We start from the raw sequence: 17,703 nt of genomic DNA on the forward strand, positions 1-17,703 counted from the left end.
AATACAGCGGCTCAATTTAGCTGCGGTTGTCCCAGCTCGCGTTTGAGCCCCGCACGTCAACATGCACAAAACTATTGTATATACCGATACCGCCTGAAAACCCTCCGGCATCTCTGACTGCTCTGGCCGCGCTCGCCCATGTGGCAGAGTTGCCTGCACCGCAGATCCAATCCGCCGCCTGGAATCTTGAATGAAAGCTGCCAGGTACGCCTCCGACGCACGCGTTGTAGGTTCCACTGCGGAAGCAGTTTGTGATCTGAACCGAAGTGCCCAATTCCTTCCGGATCAGGTTCATGGCCTTCACAAGCGGCTTGACATTGTTCCACAGGCTTTTCGGTGCCAAACCGTTCTTGCCCTCACAGCTTCCGCCGGGACGGTTGGACGGGCCAAGCACCATGAATTCGTCTGCGGTAAAAAATTCGCTGGGCAGGGTGTCAAAAAATGCCCGGAATTCCACCATCTCAGGCGTGTCACTGCGGGAATAGTCCCCCCTTAACGCCTCCTGAAGCAAGTCACCTTCCACAAAATCGTATTCGTTTCCTTCAAACAGGTCGTTCATTGTCAAATCTCCTCTGCTAAATTCAAAATTGAGTCCGAGACTTTTGGAATTCCGTTCTCAAGCTCTCGCGCCAATGACCTGACCGTTTCGCCAACTGTTGTGTCCAACTGATTGGTGCGTTGCTTGCCGACCTCGGACAACAACTGGGCGACAGTGTAAAGGTCGCTCACGACTTCTCTGCGTCGCCGGATAGATCCGCCATCCAGAAACAACTGCCCAAAGACATCAAGTAGCTCGCCCTGAAGTGAGGCATTGTATACGTCGGTCGAGACAAGCTCGAAGAGGCGGGTTTCGGCAATCAGCCGACGGCGTTGGAACTGCGTCTGTTGCGCGTCAGTTTCCTTTATGTCCTGCGCCACGCGATTTACGACCGGCATAAGCTCATCAATGGAGTGACCCAGTTTGCCATCGGATGCACAAGACAGAAGAAAGTCTGCAAGCGCCCGTCGGATAAGGGGGTATGCTGTGTCGAACTCGGGAAGCTGGAACCCGCAGGTTACGGCAGTGTCATAGGCCCTGCGCGCCCGTTCCAGATAATCAATGGTGGTTGCCTTTGTAGGGGAACCGACAAACGCGCAAGCCGTCAGCCGCAGGTATCCGTCACCGATCCGGGTCTGACGCAGGGCTGCACTGCGTTCTCCTGCGATTTTTTCCTGTTGAACCAGATAGTCGATCGCCGCCCGTATCGTCTCTTCTTCCCTTTTGCGCGCCTTTTCAATTTCCCTTTTCGATGAGCCTTGTTGTTTCTCGATGCGGGTTTGCGTATCCACGCGCACCCGCAAGGACATCAGGTTTTCCAAGGCATTCAGCGACAGGGTCGGGGGCGAACGGCGTACCGCTCTCTCGTAATATTCAATGGCACTTTTGTAATCGCCCAATTCCGCGCAAACATCAGCGATGGCCTCGAACAGCTCGGGATTGCGGCTCCATTCGCTGTGCCCGTTGACGACCCGCAGTGTCTCCATGAACTGTTTGGCAACCTGCGTTGTCTGTTGAGCCGTTGGCGCGAACCGCGCGTCAAGTTTTAACGACCGCAGCGTCAATGTCGCCTGTCGAGGCGAAACAAACTCGGGCTTGACCCAGTCCGGTCGATGTGCGCCCACGCCTCTTTGCAATCTGAACTCAGGATCGCCATAGGTTTGATAGGCACTCCAAGTATTTCCATCTTGATCCTTCTCGTAGACCTTGGCCCGCGCCAGGCGTACTGCCTCAGCAAAACTGTATCCGTTCAGGAAGGCGTCGTAGAAAGTTGTCGCAAACAGCTGCGCCATGCCATCGTCCACAGCCCAACCGGCGGCAATCACGGCCTTACTGCCAGCTTCAATGAACTTCATCGCAATCCCCGAAGCGAGATCGGGACGGTTGGCCAGCGCTGCCCGAGGAGTGTGCGGATCTCTCTCTTCGTCAGAGGTTTCTGCCATGTCCGGCCCGATGCCGATGGCGCCGCCGTAGCAACAGTTGAGGAACACGAACTCTGGCACATAGCGCAGCTTTTCGATGAAGGCGGGTTCCAGCACCCGCTTCTTGCCTGTTATGAGCCCGGTCTGTTTGTTGTCGCCCCACTCGAACACACCATGCCCGGCGAAATGCAGGATTTGGTTCTCCTCTAATGTAAGCGCGCGCTCGACGTCGACGTTCTCGCGGATTTGTACGTCCATATCTTGCGTCCAGCCGCTGGCGCCAAGTTTGTCGGCAACAAGCCGGGCTTCGGCCTGTGCGCCTTTCAGTTCACTAAAAAAGCTGACCGGATCACCGATCACCAAAACCCGGCGCGATGCGGCGATGTTTGACCCCAGACCGCTGCGCCGGCGAATTAACTGGCGGGTTACCTGCGCTTCAACCGCAACCGGTTTGCCGCCTTCAGCCCAGTTGTCCTGCAACATCTCCCATGGGTAGGCTGCCGCGGCTTCGTCGACCTGCAATGTCATGTTGCGTTTGTCCGAGGTTTTGGCGCGCAACTCTTTGGGGATGACCCACTCATACAGCAGTTTGCCTGTGTCCGGTCCCGTATGGCTGCTTGCAGTGGCCTCGTGGATAAGACTGTCGATACGGCTGCGTTTGACGCGCGTAGTCACTTTCTGGGCCAACGCGCCGCGATCAAACACCACGAAATCCAGACTCTCGGTGTCATTTTCAGGCACTGTAATCTGCATGCGCCGGTTACCGCTTGTATCTGGGCCAAAGCGGAACCGCTGCCGTCCTGCCAGGCCATTGCGGATGTTGCAGTCGATCTTGAAGTCCTGTTTCCAGCGCCCCTCGCGTTCCATCCGAGACAGAGCCGAGCCGACCTCGATGGCGCGGTCCTCGTAGAGTTCGAGGATGGTCAGATGCGTGATCCTGTGATCGCGTGGCAGGCGATTATTCGCATTCTGTAGCGCCACAAGGATCGATTCCACGCTGTCGGCGATTGAAAGCTGACTGTCGTTGGAACTGATCGGCAAAGTCGTCAGTGTTTTTGCCCCATCTTTCTCAACGGGGCCCGTGCGTAACGCGTAAAGGACAAAGGCGTTGGCCAGCGTCACCGACAGGCGGCGCCGTGACAATTCGCTGACGCGGCCCAACCCGGCGACCAGGGCGCCGTCGATCCCCGTGGCAAACTTTCCAACGTGCTGTTTGCGCAGGAAAAGTTCGGCTGTGCCTTCTTGCCCCGGATAAATCCCAAGCGCGCGACGTTGTGTCAATTGTCCGTCCAACTGTTCATCAATGTCACGCTCGACACCTTCCATCGGTTCGTGTTCATAACGCCCAACGGTCACCACACTATTGTGCAGTCTCAGATCTCCATGCATGACGGACACTTTGCAGGGGTCCCGCTTCTCGGCATCAGTTTCCAGATCATCCGCACCCATGGCCCCGATGATCGCCGCTTCCGCGTCCTCGTTGGACGGGTAGAGCAGTTCGGGTTCCACCACTTCGAACAGCGGAGCACCGCTGCGCTCAACCGGCGGTGTCTGTGGTAAGCCGTTTGTGCGCCCGGTTTGCAACAGATCGAGGATTGGCCCGAACAGATCCCTGTCGCGCGCCAGGTCGCCGTGACTGGTTTCATACGCATACCATGTGGAAACATCTGGCAGCAGGCCGGTGCGCCACAGTACGCGCCCGTCACCGTGTCGCGATCCTGTCATCTTCAATGTCGTGCTGTCCAACGCAGCCGGCGTCATATCGGCATTGCCCGCGATATAGCTCATGGCGGGCGCATCATTGGGTATCAGCTTAAGTTCATCATAGGTCTTGGCCGCATTTTTCAGTCGTTTGCTTTCGGGTAGCGGCCAGCTCGGGCCCTTTGCATTGCGCAACTGCTGCCATGTCGACCTTTTGAAATAGGCTCCGTCCCCGTCTGTCGGAAGCAGTTCCAGAATGCCCTGCAATGGGACCATTTTCTTTACCAGTTCGGGCACATCATGCTTCCAGTCGATGCGATCGATCGTGTGGATCATCTTGTCGAGCCCCATCAGAGCCCAGACAATCGACATCGATCCACGATTGGGCGTGCCCAGCATAACAAGCGTGGACCCGCCGCCCGCATCGCTGCGCAGTTTTTCCCACAATTCGCGATGGCGGTTGATCATCAGACGCACCACGAGCCCACCCATCGAGTGGGCCACAAATCGGATCGGACGCGTTTCCCCGTTGGGAATTTTACTGAGCTCCATTTGCACGCGCGCGGCAAGCCGGTCTGCCTCTTCCTGCAGCGGCTTGCGCCAATCGAAATCAAAGACTGCCACCTCGTGGCTGCGGCTCAGATGCCGTACGAGCCCTCCGTAAAAGCGTTTGAGAACGCCAGCAGGTTCAACATCTTCAATAGGTTCGCCGTCCTTGCTCGTGATTTTTTTAAGCTCGCCGGTCAGAATGCGAGGGAGATTGAACCAGATCGGCGTGTCTTGCCCCTTGACCCGCAGATGGCTGCCCATGATCCCCGGCAGCACAAACACAAGCGGCTTGTCCGCCCCTGATCCTCGGGTGCCCGAGATTAATTCCATCGCCTCAGGCTCTGGCGCGTGAGCCTCAAGGTTGGGGTTCTCAACGCCTGTCAACGCATCGACTATCACTTTCGACGACATTTTGTTGGAGAAATAGCTGAAGTGATTCACGTCGCTGCCTTGCGCGGGAAACACCTTTAAGTCGGGTTTGCGCGGCACACCTTTGAGCATCGCCCGCGTATGGACCACTACGTCGTGATCCTCGCGATAGAACAGATCCGTCGCAAATACGGCGAGCGACTTGAGAATGCCGGCTGGCTCGATATCACCGCTGACAACAGTCAGGGGACTTTCGATGGTGCGATTGGCCCGATTGAGGATTGCCACCAGCGCGGACTCGGGGCTCATTGCCGCCAACCCCGGCAAAACCGAGACATCCTCGCGCGTTGCGATAAACTCGCGGGCAAATTCGCGGAACGCGTCGGCCAGTACATTCTGCCCACCCGGTACGATCTTCATGAGGTTGAACAGCAACGAGAAGGTCGTATCGATACGGTCCGAATTCAGCAACGTGCCCTGCATCGGTGCTGCAACGCGCACAAATTGCTGCACTTGCGGAGCCTTGAATGCCATCAGTTGCTTGAACTTATCCAGATCTTCACGTGGCAGCCCGGCGTTCGCGTATCGGTCCAGATCATCCTTGTCCAACGTGTCCGGCAGCAGGCACAGCAGTTCACCGACCAACCCGCCCCGAGAATGGGAAAGCATGTGTAGCCTGGCGTTGCGCGGAATCGCTTCCAAAAGCGCGATGGCATTCTGTACGGGGCTGCGTGTCAGCGTGTGATGCTCGAACCCGTAGATCAGGCAACGCTTTTCTTCATTGTCGTCTTTTGGGTCTTTGAATCTTTTGCAAAGCCTTTCCCATTGCGTGCGCGATGTTGTCCCCGGGGATAGGGTTCCATCGGATTTGCCATGAACGATTGGCCCAAAAGAACCCATGGTGCTGGAAGCCGTACCGTGGATCAGCACAAGAATTTCAGCGCCATCGCGCGTGGCCAGTGAGGCGTCTATCTCTCCGAAACCCCCGTCGCGCATCAAGGGTAGCAACACGTCTTTGTCGCGATAGGCGGGTTTGCGCGGCCAACCGTCCAATTCTCGCGGTTTTTGCTCAAGCTTTCGCGCGGTGGCATAAGCGGCCTTTTCGCCCAGACCACTGCCTGAAAAGAACCGGTAAGTACGCACCGCAAACGCGCCCAGCCCGCGCGAGTTGCCGCTTTGGTCCAGAGATTGCGGCAGGACTAGCTGAGTCCCCCCTGAACCGCTGCGGTCAGAGCTCACTTCACCAATTTCATCCGCGCGCCGAAACAGGATTAACCCGTTTTCAAGCTCGGCTTCGATAATGTGCTGATCGGGTAGGTCGAACTCTTTGACATCGACACCCGAACCGCGGCCGTGCTGCATTGTCACTTCACCGACCTGAGTCAGCTTCTTGCGCGCAACCTTTTCCTTGGCAATGCGATTGATTTTGACAATGGTCATTGAGTGTCTCCCCCGGCACTGTTGTTTGCAACCTGGATTCGCTGTGGGCAAAGATACACGGTCGCGCTGCGATGATTTGAGTCACTTTCCCGATCTGGCAGACCTGTGTCCGCCAGCCATCCTGCCTCGCCCAAAGGCAGCGTCACTATTGATGACTCGTCTATTTCTTTCGAAAATGCCTCTTTCACAGCCTCGGCCCGGCGCTTTGACAGGTTGAGATTTGCAACGGCGTTGCCCTGCGCATCGGCCAGCCCGACGATGTAAATCCGCGAGGGATCATCTGCAGCCGTGTCTTGCGAGGTTTTCCAGGACTTTAAGCGCGCGACAAGCGAATCCAGGTCCGTCTTGTCAGCCACGTTGCGCCCGCTGAACCACTTGTCTTCTCTGACATTCGCATCGTTTGTATCGAAGCTCATCCCGCCCAACAGGTCACATTGCTCCAGCAAAGGTGGCAAAACCTTGGTCACGATCTTCGGATAGGTGGCCGCATTGATAAAGGCGAGGTCTATGTCGATCCATCCTACAGTTTCAGGGGGCCTCTGACCCTCGGGCGTCATGGGAATGACCGTGCCTTCCCGCAACTGATCGAGTACGGCCTTGAGAAACCCCAGCTCTCGCAGCGCTGCCCCGATATCGGCATCCACTGCTACTTTGGAATTCAATGTCGCCCGCCGCATTGCCTCAGACAGCTCTTTGACTGCGGCAATCGCGTTTTCCGTTTCCACATCAACTGGCAATCGGGGCAGTTGCGTTTCCTTGATGCTTTGCTCAAGTTCTTCAAGGGCCGTTTCTGCCGGTCCAGTGTTGGCCCCAACCACCAGTGGCTCGGGTTGCAACCGCTCCAGTTGGGCTGCCAGAGCCCCCAGATAGCGGTGTGCCTCGTCGGTCCGGGCCGAGATTGTTACGTCCCGGTTTTTTTGAATGTGCCGAAGCGTCTGAAGTAAACCAGTTAGTTCTTCGTTGAGCGTGCCCAGATCGGCGAGCACCTCAGGTGTTACGTCGATCTGATTGACCTCAAGGTATTCCGGGATCAACGGGCGAAGCTTTTCGATCAGATTGGGATGGGCTTTCGTCAGCTCGGTGGCCATGCCCTCAAATCTCTTGGATTTGTCCTCGTTAAACGTTCTGGCTTCCATCGCGCTGAAGGGAGCAAGCAATCCGATCACCGCCACCAAGGCCGCATTTGCGGCAGAGCCCTTGTCGAACCGCGAACGCGCTGCCGTGATTTCATCCGTCACGCGCGTCTTCATCCGCGCAAGGGCGTCTCCGATTGCCAGAGTTTTTTTAACGGTCGGTGCCGGAGTCTCGCCGTCTGAAAAAATCTTAAGCGATGGCAGCGCCTGACCGGCCGCCAGTGTCTCTTGGACGCCGACCACGGAGTTCAGCTTTCGCTGCAACTGGCCACGTTGCAGAACCAGGTCGTAAAGCAGCATGTACCCGTGCCGCATCAAACCGATGGCTAGAAGCGGCAGCGCCCAGACACCCTTGTAGAGCGCGGCTGAGAACCCGGCAGCATCAGCTTCTGGCTCAGCTTCTCCCAATCGGACAGTGATGTCCTTTCCAGCCGGCTCCTTGGCATCGGGCGCTCCAAAATCGAACCCAAATGCGTGCGACAGGGCCCACTTTTCCTCCTGCCAATAAAACGTGGTCGCAATCAGCATGCACATGACCGTGGGCCCGATCAGAAGAAACCATCGGTAAGCAAAAGCCAACTCGACCACCTTACCCACAGACTTTGAGAAGCTTGAGCCTAGTCTGGACAGCCAATCATCCCCACGTGTTGTTGGGCGCGGTTCGCGGGCCCGGGCCGATAGTCCCCAACAAATCAGACAGCGCCAGATACCGATCACCGAAAACGCCAGAGTGCATAGCCAAAGCTCTGGCACCGTATACGAACTGGTCGCCACCACAGTCGACAAGACCATAGCGGCCCAAAGCGCACCAAGCAGCAAGCAGGTGTATTTGAACCACTGCGTCAGCTTGTGTAGCGCGTCCTGTTCATTGACACCCTTCCGCACTTTGATGGGGCCTGCACCGGTCGAGTTCAGCACGCGCAGATGCCGCTCGGCAGTATATGTAAACCGCGCCGCTAATGCATCTGCCTGAACCGCCGGGCTCCAACCCACGGCCCAGCGTGGCACTTTGTCCAGCTTGAGCAGCCCCGACTCGAGTTGTTCCAGCAGGGTCTCTGCCCGGGTGACCGCCCCCTGCGGATCGACTTGAAGTGGCCAGATACAGTAACTCGAAATATGCAACCAGTTGCTCTGACCGCATGGAGTTGGAAAACTGCGGTCAGTGTCCGGCCCATTCAGCACACGTGACACCAGTGCCACTGTCAATAAGCTCATCAGGCGCGCATTGTTGTAATCCTCGCGCAGTTTAATCACTTCGCTGGAATTATTATCTTCAATGGTCGTTTTGCTGTCATTCAGCTTAACTACAACGGCCAGCAACCCATCTGGGCGAAGCGCGACGGAAATCTGCCGCGCGGGGTCCGTGTCCAGCCATTTCGATATTCGCGCTGTTCCCGGATAATCCTTGATGTAAGGGCGTTCATCAATTCGGTTATCGTCCGCATCATGCAGGAATTCCAGCACATTGCCCTCAAACTGCCGTAGGACCTGCCCGACGCGGTCACCGCTGCGCAGGTCGAAGAAAACGCCTTGTTTCAAGCTTTCCGACGTCATTACTGGCATTGGCACCTGATCAAGAAACCGCAATGCAAATGGCAGAATGCGATCTTCAGGGCCACGAACCTGCGGATCGGGCGGCGGGTAATTAGCTTGATTTAGGAATTTTTTGCTGGGGTACATGTAGTTTTTTTCGAATGAAAACTGGCCTCCGGCGTCGCGCTCGCGCGCGCGGTATTCAAGTGAGCCATCTTCCAGAACCATAAGGGTCACCGTGTTGATCAACTGGTCCTGTAGGTGCTGATCGCTTTTCTGGTATTCCCTGCCCAGCTTCGCGTTAGGCACGCCTTTGCCTTCGAACAGCATTTTCTTGATCCAGAAAGCAGCCGTGCGGTTGCGCACGACCTGTGCGACCAATATCGGCCGGTCGTTCTTGTCAAAATCCGCCAGCTTGTCCTGCAGCGCAGACCGGTAAGACGTTTCGATCTGCTCAGCCCAGCCAGTCTGCGCAGCATCCAGCAATACGCGCGCCTCATCCCGCATCGCACTGGCCTGCGTGGCTGACACCAAGACGTCCCGCTTCTCTGCGGTCAGTGCCCGGAGTTCATCCCGGTGTTTACCCGCAGCCCGGTTTTCGATCGAAGTGCATTCCGTATCGAATATCTGAAGCGCAGCCTCAAGCGACCGATTGAGGGTTGTGGAAAGGTCAAGTTCGGCTCGATCACGGACAGCAGCCACGCGCGGCACCCGCAGCGCCTCCAAAGTGGCTGGGTCCGGAACCAGCAACAATTCGCCCTTCTCTTCGGTGTTTTCGAGGACTTTTGACTTCAGATCTTCCAGCCGTCGTTCGTGGGTACTGCTGTAAGGATTGCCAAGATTGATGATGTCGTGCCACGTCACCGAAAGCGCCCTGGTATAGTTTTGCCGCGACTGGATGGTCGCGGCTTCGGAAACATGGTTTTTGTATGCTGCCGCTATTGCCGTTTCAGCCGCCTGAAATTGCTGCTTTATCTTTCTGCGGCGATCGGCCTGCCGGACATCGTTGGATAGCGCGGTGGCGGCGTTTGTAATTTGTGTAACAAAATTGAACATAACAAAAATCCCTCCGGCAAAAACTCGGACCAACATCACACTTCAAAAGTGTGGAACCTGAGAAACCGCAGAAGCGATGACTGGAACTCAATATCTTTTTCTGTTCAGGCCCCATCGACTCATTCAGCTCCTGAGAAAAGAACTGGCCTATCGGAACTGGTGTTCCGCACTGTGGGGCAAACTGTGGCAAGCAAATACACCACCAACCCACCGGCTTTCTCAGGTCGTTGACGCCGGACTAACTGGTCTCAACCAAATGCAATAAATAAGCGTATTTCGACGACGGAGACTACATTCAAAGGCGTGAAATTGCAAATAATCAGGCGCTACCCCATCGCGAAAGGCTGGAATAAATCATTCCTGGAAATCGAATGATCGAATGTTGATGCAGTAGTGCTGCGCGAATTAACCTTCTAAACACCAAGCCGGTCAAATTCCACAAGGGGACTGGAAAAGCAAATCTCCAAACCAAACGAGAATGAGCGCTGCAGGTTTTCATATCTCCTCATTTCCATTTTGTCAGAAACACTCTGAATCCTGTTTAATTTACGACTCTACCCATTTGGCAAAGCTCCGGCATCCCCCAAATGGGCTATGCCTGTGGATGAATGTGCGGTTAGAGTTATGAAACCTGTCTCGAGTGAATAGGTGGATAATCCCGTGATCCAATCTGACGAGCAACTGATTTTACGAATCTACGATACGGTTGCCGACAGCAACCGCTGGGCCGAGGTTCTTGACGAGGTTGTGGATCGTGTCTCTGCACAGGGTAGCATCATTTTTGAGTGGGCAGATACGGTTGATGGGCGCGTTTTGACCGCACCGCTGCATTCAGGGCTATACTCTCAGGATGTGCTGTCCGTCTATTTGTCCAAGTGTCAGGACTTGGAGGCGCGCGACCAGGCCATCATACGGCGGGAGACGAATGAGGGTGACGCCGTAGAGCTTATAGATGACAGCGTTTTGGCCTCCTCACTCAATGAGCTCAAATCGCAGGAACACGTCAAAAAACTGATGAGGCTTGGTATTCTGCATCGCGCTGCGGGCGTCATGAACAAGGACAATCAGTGGATCTCACTGTTTTCTGTTCAATTGAATATCGCGCGTGGTCCCTTGACCGGAGAGGAGCGCGCCTTCCTGTCCAAAATCCTGCCGCACCTTGCAAAGGCGATTGATTTGGGCATTCCAACGCGCCAGTTGCAACAGCGATACGAAGGAATTCTGTCCGCAATTGACAAACTGTCCATCGGGATTTGTGTGTTGGACGCGCGTGGCTGCGTTGTCGCGCGCAACGACGAGTTTCAGCGCCAGCAGGAAAGCTATAGGTTGTTTCGTATTCGGGCGGACGGACGCCTGCACATGGCGGATACCAAGGGACAGAAAAGCTTGGAAGCCCTGATGGATAGCCCGCGCCAACATGGCAAATTTGGCGCAAGACCCCGAAAGGAATGTATACTCAGCCACACGAACGATGCGCTGTGTGTTGAAATCATTCCATTGCATAGGCTGGACGAGATGGGAGCTTCTCCGTTTCGGGGTTTTTTGCTTTGCAGCACGGATGCGAGCCTGCCCGTCACCTTTAACGTCAATCACGTGCAGCAAGCTTTTGATCTGACCCAGACAGAAACTTCGATCGTCAATTCAATCGGGCGCGGCTTGACCAATCCGGAGATTGCTGACCGGCGCGGGCGCTCTGTCTCTACAATTAATGCACAGACGAAATCAATTCTTTCAAAAACCGGCTGTTCCAACCGAACGCAATTCGTTCGAATGATGATGCGTTACGGAGGTAGCTTTCTGACACCTGAGGTTTAAGTGAACGGAGTTTTTCATGATTATTATTTATTATCTTGCACTTGTCGCTGTAATCATCGGTCATTTGGTATTTGCATACGCGCAGTGGTTTCACTGGCAGAGAGTGTGTGAAAGGTTGACTATTTTTGACGCGAAAGAGATCGAAAAAACACGCTTCTTGGGCCGTAGCATTGCGTCCTACAACGCATCCATCGGTGTGGGTCTCTGTCTAAGTATTTTTCTGCCGGATCTTTCTCAAGCCCGGACACAGGCCGTTGTTTTGGGCTTTATCGTGCTGACGGCCATGGTCGGAAATGCAGGTGCGCGGGGAAATTTCATCCTCTATACCAGACTGTCACCCGCAGCAATTGCGCTGGTTTTTCTGATCATTTCTACATGGTTTTGACGCTTGCAGGGTATCTAAGCATTCAGCGCCGGGTGTTGGCGTAAGGAACTGAAATAAAAAGTATTTGCAGATGGAAGCTGCTCTAGAAGCTCACGCGTGGCGGTGAATCATGCCATCTTCAATCAACGACCTAAGTCCTACTCCGAATGCTGCACTTGAAGCTGCAGATCAGGAAGGTTGCTCGAGCGATGATCCTTTGACGCAACTAGACCGGCTGAATACTGAACTTGGCGGGAGTTTGTAGGTTTCTTCTGAGCGATCCGATCCAGAGCATTCGTCCCAAAGAGCTTGAGTGTGCAATTTTTTCGATCTCAACGGCAATTGCCACATCTTCATGATCAACCGGATGGAGGCTTATCTGCACGCCTGCCAAAGTGGGTGTATCTATAATTGCGCGCCACTCGCGCTGACTCAGCCTCTTCTTTGCCCCAATTCCATTCCCCTTGTTTTTCGGAAAGACGTCAGAAACGTGCTTAACGTATTTTGGTACCTGTCCGAAGCACTGCTTTTCGGCAAGATAAGGGCCGTTATGTTAAATCGTGTGATCACCGCAAGCTTCTTCGCGTTCGCTGATCATACGTGTTTGCCTGCCGCTGATGTGCACATAAATCTGAGGTGGCATTCGGCGTATAACCAGGCCGAAGCGGCCGCTCCACTGCCACTGCGTTGGGAGAAAAGCGGAATTTCCGCCACTGATCAAAGTTGGTAGAGCAGGCCACCAAGCAGACCTTCGCTGCGTATATGAGATTGAGTGTGACTAACGGCTGCTTGGCGTATGAACATGACGTTGCAAATTTCAGGACGGACAATATCAGCCCGTAACCTGGCCTTAGCCACGCTGCCTAGTAACTTGTCGAAAGAGAATTTAACCACGTCAGCGCAGGCTCAAGTCCGTAGTCGACTAGGTAGTAGAATGTAGGGGGCCTTCAACCCAAGCGCACAAAGGTCGATCCTTGCTCACCACGAAGACACCAAGTCGCTGCGCTTCATTCCTTTTTACCCGAACAATTGGCGCTAGCCAGAATTTCGTTACGGGTATCAATTGCTACCCAACTTTCATCGCTAATCGAGTATTCTATGTACTGCATTCTATCTGATGGCCCTACGGCGCCCAGGCTTCTGGAAAGCTGGCTCGCCTCGCCGGCCACCAAATCTTCAACGAGAAGTTCGTGTAGTTTTTCAATCATTTCGGCATATTGCTCGATGCTCGCTCCCTCAGGGAAGATGTACTTAAGTGATTGAAGGTGTTGGTGGTTGGTCTGGATAGAAAACAACAGCGAACGGCATCGCTCGCGGTTCTCCGGCTTTTCGCCGTACAAACGTGAGAGAAGTTTCAAGAGCCCCGACTTCAGCGAAGTATAGTGATCCTTACCGGCTTCACTGAGAAATGCTTCGAAGTAGGGCTTAGCTAGGTATGCCACGACAAGTGTGGGGACAGTCCATTCAAGAGATGCATAAAAGGCGCGCTCCCGACACTGCACCTCAACCGTCAATCCACTTTCCCTTAGTGGTATTGCCAATTCTGTGATGATCTCCTTGGGTATGCCGTCCTGATAGGAAATCCCCACTGCAAAACTACTCATTATTTACACCCTCTATTTGCATTTCTGCGTTTTTAGTTCATGGCCGCGTGGCAGGAAGATGCAATAAATGGCCGTCCGGCTATTCGCATTCGACCCAAAGCTTCCATCCGCGAGAAGCATGTCTAAGGCCCAATCTTCAGCTTGAGTAAGACATTCGCGCCTTGCGCGGCATTCTTATGGATATCGACGCGTAGTCACAGTTCCTATTAAGGGCTGATGTGTATACAAAAAATCTAGATCCGCTTTTTTTGACTGAATGAGTTTGCATGCAATATCTCCGACCTATCCTCGACGACGTTGTTTCCGATCATGTACTCATTCAAGCATGGAAGAAGACGGTCGCCCATATTAGAACCCACAACTGGTTCGCCGACACGCTGGAGCTAGACCGGACTACTGCTGATCTTCCGGCTTTCATTGCTGATCTCACGCAGAAGATGCGATCGCCTGAGAATTGGACGAGCTCTCCGCTTCGAATGGTTCCTGCACCGAAAGGTCAACGCTGGGTCGATCGCGATGGAGATTGGCGGCCCGACAAAAAAGGCGACGTTTCTCTACGCCCGTTAGCGCACGTCGCTCTTCGGGATCAAGTCGCAGCAACCGCAGTGATGATGTGTTTAGCGGACACTATTGAAACGCTGCAGGGTGATCCGCGCGCGCAATTCACTGATCGGTCAGGTCGAGCCAAGGTTCTATCCTACGGCAATCGGCTATTTTGTGACGCCGATGCAGTGGGACTGCATCATCGCTGGGGCTCAACTACAACCTACCGTGCCTACTTCCAAGACTATCGATCTTTTCTTGCTAGGCCAGAATTTGTTGCTAAAGAACTTGAGGTTGACGGCCTCAATGTAGCGATTGTCCAGAGTGATCTGGCTCAATTTTACGATCGGGTACGACCTTCGGATCTGTATTCCAGGGTTGCGGCGTTGCCCGGCGTTCAAGATCCTGCATTTCTGCACTTGGTCAAACAGCTCTTCAACTGGAGATGGCATCCCGACGATAGGAAGACAGCGCTCTCCTACAGCACAAAGCTCGGAATCGATGGATTTGAGAAGGTAGCCTTGCCTCAGGGGTTGGTCGCAGCAGGTTTCTTCGCCAACGTCGTGTTGCTAGACTTAGATCGGGCTCTCCTGGACGCAATTGGTGAAGAAAAGGACGGCATCCAGCTCAACGACGCCGCGCGTTACGTGGATGATCTACGGTTTGTGGTGTCCTGGCATGGGGCCAAAAAACCGGAAAAGATTCAGAACCTCGTCATGGGCAAGTTTAATGGCTTGCTGGAGCAACATGCCACTGGAATGCTCACTTCGGAGACAAAAACCAAGATTGCTCTTTTCAGGGGAGAAGAGCGCCCGTTGATACGCCAAAGCCGGAAAATGGCGCGTATTCAGTCCGCTGTATCAGGCGGCTTCGATGCGGAGGCAGGCGAGGAGATTATCGAGGCAGTACAAGGGCTCGTTCGAACCCAACGACAGTTCTCGACGCAGGCGTCTGGCAACAAAGACAGCTTTCAAAAGCCGTTTTCTTCCGTTCCTGACGTTGGTGATGGAACTGTAACTCGTTTCGCGGCAGCCCGGTTTAGAAGCGTGTATCGATCGCTTCGCCCTCTCCTGCAAGCTTCTGGCAGGGAATTGATCAGCGATTCAAGTATCGAAAGCGAAACTGAGGTTTTTCGGCAGAGAGGACGGACACAGGGCGAACTCGATGACGATGCGAGATCATTCGCGTACAGGCTGATCGACAGTTGGATCGAGGACCCTTCCAATGTTCGACTGCTGCGGATTGCGTTGGACGTTTGGCCTTCACATGACGCTCTCGACTACGTGCTAAAACTTATTCAACCGTACACAATTGGTCGCAGACGAGGTGATGATAGGAAGGTCGCCCTTTATTGCCTTTCGGAAATTTTGAGAGCTGGCGCGACGGAAACCGCATTTGTAAGTGACGCCGATTGTCTGCCATTTGGTGTGGACATCCAATCCTACCGGGATCGCCTGAAAGACGAGGCCGTTAGACTACTCTCATCTCCTAACAGCCTCCCATGGTATCTGAAGCAGCAGGCCTTTCTGTATCTTGCTGCCGTTGCTCCTGCGACAGCCCCAATCTCTCGATCCGGAATCGTGTCTGAAACGAAGCACTATCGTGACATGATCCGCTTTCTCAGAGGCGACACTGATCGGGGGACATCTGCCGAGTTTGCTACGAACGCGATTGTTGCACGGCGCTCATTTTTGGATCGGGAGGCATCAATTGCACTCGTCGCCAAAAGCTTGAATGAACTGAGATTCACTCAGATTTCTGAAAGAGACCCAGCATTCGCGGCTGAAATCGTTGAGTCAAGTGAGCAGCCCGACCTTCGAGTGCCCGAGGTTTTCGCGAATGACATGTGCTTCGAGCAACGCGTCGAAGTGAGCGGATTCCGATCCCTTGCAGACTTAGTACTTGAAGATACCTCGAGTCCGATGCGCAATGAGATCAGCGTAGCGAGCTTCGCACACGCTCTCGCTAAGGCGATATTGACTTTACCCGAACCCTATGAAGCTCTCACACCGCCGAATGTGCTTGTCAAAACTGCACAAGAAGACAGCTTTACCATTGTGAAAGATATACGCCTCGTTTCGATGCGTAAAAAGGATGGCGAACGTTCTCTGTACCAACCACCGGATTGGTGCCCACCTAAGGAACGGTGGCGATACCAAATCGGCTACCTTATTCGATTTATACTGTCGGCTCGCCGCGACTTCACCGAGACGGTGCGCCTTCCGTCTTGGAGAGACCGCGCAGCGATTTATCGAGTCCCTAAAAGCCATTGGTATCAACGCCTACATGGGTTCTTTAACGGACACGAAGCGTTTGGCGATGACTGGCTTCCAGTTTCGGAGAGCATAGAAAATCTGCTTTTTGACCTGTTGGCTTGGCCTGGATGCCCTGAACCCAAATCGAACGCTTTTGATTGGTCCGACTTGGATAAATCGATGAGCGCTTTCGAAGCACTGTTGGACGGGGCGATGCAAAAGAAAGGGGCCGCGTCCAGCGTACTTTTCTTGCCTCTATCTCCCCCAAAACTTCCGCCATTGGACCCAAAGGAAAAGTCCCGACCTCTTCGGGGGTGCGTGGTACAACTTACGATGCCGCACAAGGTAGAGGCTCATGATATATCACTATCAGATGTATCTTTGAGGAAGCAGCACAGGAACCACCTTGCTACAGCGTTGGCAGCGGTTTCAAAGTCGCTAGATCTTCGCGAGACACATGATCCTCGTGGTGGTCGCTTGGACTGGTTGATCTTGCCTGAGCTCTCCGTCCATCCAGACGACATCCAGACGCATCTAGTTCCGTTTGCTAGAGCCTACAAGGCAATCATATTTGCTGGTTTGGCATACGAGCAGATAGAACCTGGCAAGCCGCTAGTGAACTCTGCAAAATGGATCATACCAACAAAAACACCTGGCGGAGGCTTGCGTATGATTACCCGCCGCCAAGGGAAGCAGTACCTCGCAAAGGCAGAGCAAGATCTTATTACTAAGGGTGCTAGTATTCGAGGGTTTCGCCCATGCCAGTGGTTGTTGCCATACCCGATAAAAGATCACCCGTTCGCGGCACTGAATCTGACTGGGTCTATTTGCTACGACGCGACAGACCTCACTGTCCCGGCCGATCTGAGGAGCCGTTCCGACGTTTACGCAATTAGCGCCTATAATCAAGATGTAGGAACGTTCGACCAGATGGCGTTGGCGCTTCACTATCATATGTTTCAGATGGTTGTAATTGCGAACAATGGCCTTTTTGGTGGTAGCAATGCCTACATTCCGATGAAGAAAAGCTACAAGAAGCAGTTATTCCACGACCACGGCCAGCCACAGGCGTCCATCTCGTTTTTTGAAATCGAGGACCCGGAGGAGATGCGTAACCGGGTCGAGATAGCTAAAGGAGACCCTGTTTCGACCAAAGGTTCCAAACCTAAGTCAGAACAAAATTGGAAGTATCCGCCGGCGGGCCTCTAGCTATTGTCACGAAGACGTCAACGGGGCCGAGACCTCGATCGCGAAGATGACGAATTAGCGGAGAGTTAGTGCATAGCCAGCACCGCCGGTCAACTTAAATTCGCCCACTCGGTTACCTTGATTTCTTTGTGAATGCTGCCACCCGGCATTCTCGACCGATTGCCGCCCGGCCG

7 protein-coding genes are annotated in these 17,703 nt (G+C 54.1%); 3 read left to right on the forward strand and 4 right to left on the reverse strand.

Annotation, left to right across the window (positions count from 1 at the left end):
* Positions 1 to 16: 16 nt before the first annotated feature.
* From ACR0FG_RS08860 to ACR0FG_RS08870, 3 genes are read right to left on the reverse strand one after another with little or no spacing between them, the layout of a single operon-like run.
* The gene (locus ACR0FG_RS08860) at positions 17 to 559 is read right to left on the reverse strand and encodes a D-Ala-D-Ala carboxypeptidase family metallohydrolase (RefSeq protein WP_480892130.1); all 543 of its coding nucleotides are present in this window, start codon (positions 557 to 559) and stop codon (positions 17 to 19) included.
* A gap of 2 nt (positions 560 to 561) precedes the next feature.
* Positions 562 to 6,018, reverse strand: a complete 5,457-nt coding sequence (locus ACR0FG_RS08865; RefSeq protein ID WP_480892133.1) for a CHAT domain-containing protein — start codon at positions 6,016 to 6,018, stop codon at positions 562 to 564.
* Entirely contained in the window at positions 6,015 to 9,740 is a 3,726-nt protein-coding gene (locus ACR0FG_RS08870) for an OmpA family protein (RefSeq protein ID WP_480892135.1), read from the reverse strand. The genes ACR0FG_RS08865 and ACR0FG_RS08870 overlap by 4 nt, the downstream gene beginning before the upstream one ends.
* A gap of 648 nt (positions 9,741 to 10,388) precedes the next feature.
* Between ACR0FG_RS08870 and ACR0FG_RS08875 the strand changes: the two genes are divergently transcribed.
* Together ACR0FG_RS08875 and ACR0FG_RS08880 are read left to right on the forward strand one after the other, a co-directional pair.
* On the forward strand, positions 10,389 to 11,555 hold the full coding sequence (locus ACR0FG_RS08875; RefSeq protein WP_480892137.1) for a helix-turn-helix transcriptional regulator: 1,167 nt from the start codon (positions 10,389 to 10,391) through the stop codon (positions 11,553 to 11,555).
* A 16-nt stretch (positions 11,556 to 11,571) separates the two neighbouring features.
* Positions 11,572 to 11,940 carry a DUF1304 family protein gene (locus tag ACR0FG_RS08880; protein ID WP_170623017.1) on the forward strand — a complete coding sequence of 123 codons (369 nt, stop codon included), beginning with the start codon at positions 11,572 to 11,574 and terminating at the stop codon, positions 11,938 to 11,940.
* A gap of 986 nt (positions 11,941 to 12,926) precedes the next feature.
* Here ACR0FG_RS08880 and ACR0FG_RS08885 read toward each other — a convergent pair.
* On the reverse strand, positions 12,927 to 13,523 hold the full coding sequence (locus ACR0FG_RS08885; RefSeq protein WP_480892139.1) for a hypothetical protein: 597 nt from the start codon (positions 13,521 to 13,523) through the stop codon (positions 12,927 to 12,929).
* Between the two features lie 266 nt (positions 13,524 to 13,789).
* Here ACR0FG_RS08885 and ACR0FG_RS08890 point away from each other — a divergent pair, with 266 nt between their 5' ends.
* The gene (locus ACR0FG_RS08890) at positions 13,790 to 17,530 is read left to right on the forward strand and encodes an RNA-dependent RNA polymerase family protein (RefSeq protein WP_480892140.1); all 3,741 of its coding nucleotides are present in this window, start codon (positions 13,790 to 13,792) and stop codon (positions 17,528 to 17,530) included.
* Positions 17,531 to 17,703 lie beyond the last annotated feature (173 nt).

The sequence above is a fragment of the Ruegeria sp. E1 genome (genome assembly GCF_056534225.1).